This is a genomic window from Nocardia sp. NPDC058497, assembly GCF_042720195.1.
Taxonomy (GTDB): Bacteria; Actinomycetota; Actinomycetes; order Mycobacteriales; family Mycobacteriaceae; genus Nocardia.
This window is the reverse complement of sequence record NZ_JBHXMY010000316.1, coordinates 1-6,976: the sequence shown is the minus strand read 5'-3', so window position 1 is coordinate 6,976 and position 6,976 is coordinate 1. Positions and strand designations below refer to the sequence as shown.

At 68.1% G+C, this 6,976-nt stretch carries 8 protein-coding genes; 4 read left to right on the top strand and 4 right to left on the bottom strand.

Features of this window, described 5'->3' with window-relative positions:
• The coding region (locus ACFWPJ_RS20415) for a hypothetical protein (RefSeq protein ID WP_378853557.1) at nt 1–109 on the bottom strand (109 nt) is incomplete at its 3' end.
• A 262-nt stretch (nt 110–371) separates the two neighbouring features.
• Between ACFWPJ_RS20415 and ACFWPJ_RS20410 the strand changes: the two genes are divergently transcribed.
• On the top strand, nt 372–1,760 hold the full coding sequence (locus tag ACFWPJ_RS20410; RefSeq protein ID WP_378853555.1) for a cystathionine beta-synthase: 1,389 nt from the start codon (nt 372–374) through the stop codon (nt 1,758–1,760).
• A gap of 178 nt (nt 1,761–1,938) precedes the next feature.
• Here ACFWPJ_RS20410 and ACFWPJ_RS20405 read toward each other — a convergent pair whose 3' ends face one another.
• The 3 genes from ACFWPJ_RS20405 to ACFWPJ_RS20395 all read right to left on the bottom strand — a co-directional run bounded on the left by ACFWPJ_RS20405 (nt 1,939) and on the right by ACFWPJ_RS20395 (nt 4,482).
• Complete coding sequence (locus tag ACFWPJ_RS20405; RefSeq protein ID WP_378853553.1) at nt 1,939–2,265, bottom strand: hypothetical protein; 327 nt, start codon at nt 2,263–2,265, stop codon at nt 1,939–1,941.
• A 60-nt stretch (nt 2,266–2,325) separates the two neighbouring features.
• Nucleotides 2,326–3,198, bottom strand: a complete 873-nt coding sequence (locus ACFWPJ_RS20400; protein WP_378853551.1) for a Bax inhibitor-1/YccA family protein — start codon at nt 3,196–3,198, stop codon at nt 2,326–2,328.
• A gap of 135 nt (nt 3,199–3,333) precedes the next feature.
• A complete protein-coding gene (locus tag ACFWPJ_RS20395) occupies nt 3,334–4,482 on the bottom strand; it encodes a class I SAM-dependent methyltransferase (protein ID WP_378853549.1) in 1,149 nt (382 codons plus the stop codon).
• A gap of 402 nt (nt 4,483–4,884) precedes the next feature.
• Between ACFWPJ_RS20395 and ACFWPJ_RS20390 the strand changes: the two genes are divergently transcribed.
• The 3 genes from ACFWPJ_RS20390 (at nt 4,885) to ACFWPJ_RS20380 (ending at nt 6,839) form a co-directional block, all read left to right on the top strand.
• Nucleotides 4,885–5,463 (top strand): hypothetical protein, encoded by a 579-nt coding sequence (locus ACFWPJ_RS20390; RefSeq protein WP_378853547.1) that lies wholly within the window; start codon nt 4,885–4,887, stop codon nt 5,461–5,463.
• 60 nt (nt 5,464–5,523) lie between these two features.
• A complete protein-coding gene (locus ACFWPJ_RS20385) occupies nt 5,524–6,141 on the top strand; it encodes a hypothetical protein (RefSeq protein ID WP_378853545.1) in 618 nt (205 codons plus the stop codon).
• A gap of 77 nt (nt 6,142–6,218) precedes the next feature.
• Nucleotides 6,219–6,839 carry a DUF305 domain-containing protein gene (locus ACFWPJ_RS20380; RefSeq protein ID WP_378853543.1) on the top strand — a complete coding sequence of 207 codons (621 nt, stop codon included), beginning with the start codon at nt 6,219–6,221 and terminating at the stop codon, nt 6,837–6,839.
• The last annotated feature ends 137 nt before the right edge of the window (nt 6,840–6,976 follow it).

Sequence of the window (6,976 nt, the reverse complement as noted above, 5' to 3'; positions counted from 1 at the left end):
ACTTGACCATCTGCACGTTCAGGTAGTAAGGAAGAATAATAGACAGAGAACCATTGAAAGCACGGACGATCGGGGAGCGGGAGGTAGATACGATGACGGCCTCGGGCATGAGGACTCCTTTTCACATGGCTGACGTGAACGGTGTTTACTAAACCGGTCCTTCGTGAATCTACGTCTCGCCGAGCGCCACCGGAAGAGCAGGTTGGGTGCGCACCGCCTCGATCAGGACGGGAAGCAGCTGCGCGGCGACCAATTCGTACCCCGCCGCGGCGGGAGAGAACAGGTGCCTGCGCGGCGGTGCCCACGGTGCCGCTGCTCACAGGATCCGACCAGGTCGCGACGCCGAGCTACGGTTCTGCAACGATGGAGGCATGCGCATTGCGGATCATGTCGTCGACCTTATCGGCAACACCCCACTGGTTCGGCTGAACTCTGTGGTCGGCCCGAACGCGGGCCTGGTCGCCGCCAAGATCGAATACCTCAACCCGGGCGGCAGCTCCAAGGACCGGATCGCGGTCAAGATGATCGATGCCGCCGAAGAGGAAGGGCTGCTGAAGCCGGGCGGCACCATCGTCGAGCCCACCTCGGGTAACACCGGTGTCGGTCTCGCGCTGGTCGCCCAGCAGCGTGGCTACAAGTGCGTGTTCGTGTGCCCGGACAAGGTCAGCGAGGACAAGCGCAACGTGCTGCGTGCCTATGGCGCCGAGGTCGTGGTCTGCCCGACCGCCGTGCCGCCGGAGCACCCGGACAGCTACTACAACGTCTCCGATCGCCTGGTCCGCGAGATCGAGGGCGCCTGGAAGCCCAACCAGTACGCCAACCCGGGCGGCCCGGACAGCCACTACGAGACCACCGGCCCCGAGATCTGGGCCGACACCGAAGGCAAGATCACCCACTTCGTCGCGGGCGTGGGCACCGGCGGCACCATCACCGGCACCGGCCGCTACCTCAAGGAGGTCTCGGGCGGGAAGGTGAAGATCATCGGCGCCGATCCGGAGGGCTCGGTGTACTCCGGCGGCACCGGCCGCCCGTACCTGGTCGAGGGTGTCGGCGAGGACTTCTGGCCCTCGGCCTACGACCCGTCCGTCCCCGACGAGATCATCGCCGTCTCCGACGCCGACTCCTTCGAGATGACCCGCCGCCTTGCCCGCGAGGAGGGCCTGCTGGTCGGTGGCTCCTGCGGCATGGCCGTGGTCGCCGCGATCGAGGTGGCCCGGCGCGATCCCGACGCCGTCGTCGTGGTGCTGCTGCCCGACGGTGGCCGCGGCTACCTGTCGAAGATCTTCAACGACAAGTGGATGAGCTCCTACGGCTTCCTCACCACGCCCCTGGAGGCCGGTCCCGAACCGCTGGTCGGCGACGTACTGCGAGGCAAGTCCGGCGAGCTGCCCGACCTGGTGCACACCCACCCGTCGGAGACCCTGCGCGACGCCATCGAGATCCTGCGCGAGTACGGCGTCTCGCAGATGCCGGTCGTCGGCGCCGAGCCGCCGGTGATGGCGGGCGAGGTCGCGGGCAGCGTCACCGAGCGCGACCTGCTCTCGGCCGTCTTCGAGGGACGCGCCCAGCTCACCGACTCGGTGGCCCAGCACATGAGCCCGTCGTTCCCGCTGATCGGTTCGGGCGAGCCCCTCTCGACCGCCACCAAGGCCCTCTCCGACACCGATGCCCTGATGGTCGTCGAAGACGGCAAGCCGGTCGGCGTCATCACCCGACACGACCTCCTCGGAGTCCTCAGCACCGGTACCAAAGGCAACTGAGCTACCCGGTAAGCCGGTCTCGACGGTGTGCCCGTGACAACCCCGTCGCGCAGGTTCACGGCCGCGTTCATCGACGCAGGACATCTGGCGTCGATCATTCGCGATGCGGTGGCTGTTGACCGGCTACCCTTCGATGAGTTTCGGATGCACTGGCGCCCAACGCATTTCGATACGGATATCAGCAATTCGCCGGAGCGGGGTTCCGCGATTTGCTGATCGACCAGGCTGGTGACCCGGCGAACTCCATAGCGCTGGCGAAGATCGCGTCGGATTCGCTGTCCTTGGCAGCAGCGAACGGCGGCCCCAAGCTCGGCGTCGCAGGACCTCGATACCATGTCGGCGTTCGCTGCGACGGTAGAGTCCCTTGGAACGAATGCAGAAGGTTCTCGACAACGCGCCGAAAATGATCGAAGCCTTCGCGAGGCTGGACACCGCAATTACCTGCGTGGGTAATCAGCTCGCTGCGATAGCCGATGCCACCGAATAGCGCGATCCGGACCGACATGCCAGGCACAGCAAAGCGGCTCCCCATTGTGGTGGGGAGCCGCTTGTGTTACTCGCTATCTCAGTCCCGCTGGAAGTAGCTCAGCAGGCGGAGGATCTCGATGTAGAGCCAGACCAGGGTGACGGTCAGGCCGAGGGCGACGCCCCAGGCGGCCTTCTCGGGGGCCTGGGCGCGGATCAGCTGATCGGCGGCGTCGAAGTCCAGCAGGAAGCTGAACGCGGCGATGGCGATGCAGACCAGGCTGAAGATGATCGCCAGCACGCCACCGTCACGCAGGCCGAAGCCGCCGTCGGTGAAGAAGCTCGCGATCAGGTTGCCGACCATCAGGACCAGCACACCGACCATGGCGCCGAGCAGCATGCGGGTGAAACGCGGGGTGACCCGGATCGCGCCCGTCTTGTAGACGACGAGCATGCCGAAGAACACGCCGAACGTGCCGAGCACCGCCTGACCGATCAGGGCGCTACCGCCGACACCGCCGAAGGTGACGTCGGTGAACATCAGCGACAGCGCGCCGAGGAACAGACCCTCGAAGGCCGCGTAGGACAGCACGATCGCGGGGTTGTCCATCTTGCGGCCGAAGGTCGCGACCATGACCAGCACGAAGCCGATCAGACCGCCGCCGATGACGAACAGCGGGGCCAGCGAGGGGTTCGCCGAGGACAGCGCGAACGAGATGATCGCCGTGACGGTCAGCACCGCGAGGGTGATGCCGGTCTTGGTGACCACGTCGTCGATGGTCATCGCGCGGGTGGCGGGGGCCTGCTGGAACTGCTGGCCGTACTGCTGCCCGTACTCGCCGTACTGCTGCTGTCCGTACTGCTGGTTGCCCAGCTGGCCCGCGCCGGCGACGCCCGAACCGAAGTTCGCGTAACCGCCGACACCCTCCTGGCGAGGTAAGTTCTTGAACACCGGATTCGATGAGGTACGCACCGTGCGCCTTTCTTGGAGTGAATAGTCGCTGTACAGCTCCAACTGCCTGTTCAACGCGCCACGATCGGACAAAGTTCCCGGCCTGCGGTCACCCGTCCGTTCGGACAAATCGGACTCTACCGCGTTTGACCGGCTCTATCGTTGTACGTCGCGCAGGCCACGAACAGACCGCGTCACCGTGAACTTCTGGTTCCGCCCGATCACATCGGTGCGCCCGACCATCCGTTCGACCACTCCCCGATAGTTCAGGTGCGAGTTGTAGACCGTCCACAGCTCGCCGCCCGGCCGCAGCACCCGGCCGGTCTCGGCGAACATCTTGATCGCCGAGCCGGTGTGCACTGCGGCGCCGACGTGGAACGGCGGATTGCACAGCACCAGGTCGGCACTGTTGTCGGCGGCCGAGGACATGGCGTCGTCGCGCACCACCGTCACCCGGTCGGCCACGCCGTTGGCGGCCGCGGTGGCCCTGGCCGAGGCGACCGCGGCGGCGGACTGGTCGGTCCCGACGACCCGGATGCGCGGGCGCGACTTGGCCAGCGCCACCGCGAGGATGCCGGTGCCGCAACCGAGGTCGATGGCCTCGCGGGCGTCGGGCTTCATCCGGTCCAGGTGCTCGAGCAGGAAGCGGGTGCCGATGTCGAGGCGCGGGCCGGAGAACGCGGCGCCGTAGGCGAGGACCTCGCCGTCGATCTCGGCGATGTGCTCGGCCACCGGGAACCGCGCCTCACCGACCGGCAGCGGCTCGCTCACCACCAGCACCCGTGACTTCTGTCTGCCACGGCCCGCGCGCACCTGCCCGAACGATTCGGCGAGCACCTCGTTCATGGCCGGGGTCAGGTACTTGTCGCGCCCGCCCGCGAACACGACGACATCCTCGGCGGCGTAGCGGGCGATGGTCTCGGCGATCTCGGCCAGGCCGGACAGCATCCGCGGCAGACGCATCAACACGACCCGCGCGCCGGTCAGCAACTCGGCGTCGAGACCGTGCGCGGTGTAGCGATCGGTCAGCCCGAGGTTCTTGGCATTGGCAGCCAGCGCGAGTTCCCCGGTGAGCAGGTCCTGATGTACGCGCAGACCGGTCAGATCGTGCCGGGTCGCCGCGCCGACGGTGAGGGCGCCGTAGGCGTCGCCGATCACCGCAACCTCGCCGCTACCCGCCGCCGCCAAGGCATCCGCGGCGGTATCGAGGAGTAGCCGGTCGGCGGCGTCGACGGCATAGAGGTTCGGCGCCTCCACATCCGGATACCGGCGCAGCCGGGTGAATACGTCCTCGACTCTGTCCACGCGACAAGTGTGCTAGATCGTTGCCCCACCGTCACATCCGGCCCTGATATCCGCCCGTGGCCTTGCTCACAGTGCGATGTCCTAGCACGTACTCCGGTGGGCACGAACAGCTTCCATCGATTTGCGACATCCTTGCAGATCGGCTCGAGCAGGCCGATCTCACGAATCCCGTTGTTCCCCACTGTTTCGACCGCTGTTTCTGGACCAGATCGGCCTCGTCTGGTCCACCTCGAACGCAAGGCGCCCCGCGGCGATCGCGTCGCCGCCGCCGCTCAGCCGATGCCCCTGCGCAGATCGGGCCGCCCAGATCCCTCGCCCGTTCCCCAGCAAACTTGCCGTAGCCCGAACACGCCCTGCGTCGGTTCGCCCGCCGCCGCACCCGTGCTGAGTACCATCAGCCTCATGCGTAACGCTCTCGTGTTCGGCATGGTCGCCATCGCGGCGCTGACGGTGTCAGGCTGCGGCACCGACACCGCGCCGGTCGCCACCACCGCGCCGACGAGCACCACCAGCACCTTCGCCGACGCCACCGGCGAGGTGCCGACCGACAACGCGCCCAAGTCGGGCGATGCCTCCACCGGCGCCGCGCTGACCGTCACCGATATCCGGATCGGCCGACAGGAGGGCTTCGACCGGGTGGTCTTCGCCCTCGGCGGCACCGGCACCCCGGGCTGGCGGGTCGAGTACACCGACCGCGCGGTCCAGGACGGCAGCGGCAAGACCGTCGACGTGGCGGGCAGTTCGATCCTGGAGGTGCGCATCCTCGGGTCCGTCTACCCGTTCGACTCGACCGCCCCGGCGTATTCGGGACCAGACCCGGTGACCGATCCCGGCGTCCCCGGCATCACCGGCGTCTACAAGACCCTGGTCTACGAAGGCGCGACGCAGTCCTTCGTCGGCATCGACGCCGATCGGCCGCCGTTCACCGTCACCGTGCTGACGGACCCGCCGCGGCTGGTCGTCGACATCGCCACCGGGTAACTACCCCTACCGTGTCGGGGTATTTCCGGCAGCCCGACCGCGCTGGTTAGACTCGGTGCCGTGATCGATCAGCATTCGCTCGAGCGCGCACCCGGCATCGCCAGGGTGCTCGCCGTGCTGATGCTGCTGGCCGGGATCGTCGCCATGCACTCGGCGGTCTTCGGCACCGCGCACGCGTCCACGGCGGAGTCGTCGCACGCAGGCACCGCCGCGTCACCGCACCCATCCGCCGGCGACTCATCGCACGCGAGCACCGCCGCGTCGTCGCACGCCATGACCACCGACTCAGCGCACGAAAGCACCGCCGCCTCACCGCACGCCATGGCCACCGAGTCATCACGCGCGAGCACCGCTGCGCACGACGTCCCTACCGGCGGCCCGATCCACTTCTCCGACCCCGCCACCGAGATCGTGCTGGCCGCGGCCCCCACCGAGGACAAGCACGGCGCGGATACCGGCTGCGGGGCCGCGGGCTGCGGCGAGCATTCCGCCGTCCATTCCTGCGTCTTCGTCCTCGCCGCACTGGCCGCCGCTTTGACGCTGGTACTGCTCTACCGGCTCACGAACGACATCGCGACGACCGGCCACGCGAGCGCGCGGCCGTGGCGTGGCAGGCGCGAACGCCCACCGCCGTGGACCGTTCTCTCCCTCGCGCAACTGGCAATTCTGCGGATCTGACAGGCCGACCGCCACCGGTGTGCCCGGCGGCGGTCCAACCCATCTCACCGTCACCAGAATCCCCAGGAGGATCACCGATGTTCATCACCCGTACCCGCGCCACCGTCCTCGCCGTCTCCGCCGCGAGCGTCCTGCTGCTCGCCGCCTGCGGCGACGACACCGATTCCGCGACGCACGACACCCACTCGTCGACCAGCTCGGCGAGCGCGACCAGCGCGACGGCCGCGGCCCGCACCGACTTCAACGACGCCGACGTCACCTTCCTGCAGATGATGTACCCGCACCACGCGCAGGCCGTCGAGATGGCGAAGATGGTGCCGAGCCACACCCAGAACCAGCAGCTCATCGCGCTGGCCGCGGAGGTGGAGAAGGCGCAGGCGCCGGAGATGCAGCAGATCACCGGTCTGCTGGCGTCCTTCGGCAAGCCCGCACCGAGTGCGAGCGAAGGCCACGGCGGTCACGACATGCCTGGCATGATGACCGACGCCCAGATGACCGCACTGCAGTCCGCCCAGGGCGCCGAGTTCGACAAGCAGTGGCTGGAGATGATGATCGACCATCACGAGGGCGCGGTCGACATGGCGCGTACCGAGCTCGCCGGCGGCGTCAACCCGGAATCCCGGCAGCTCGCGACGGCCATCGTGGCCGCTCAGGAGGCCGAGATCACCACGATGCGCGGCATGCTCGGCCAGGGCTGATCGGAAGCGGGGGGGGGGGGCGCGCGGGCCCGCCCCCCCCCCGCCCCCCCGGGCGGTGGGTTTAAAAAAACACCCGCCCCCCCACACACCAACACAAAAACTCGGGCGGCTACTCGCCCCCCCGGGGCCCGGGGGTG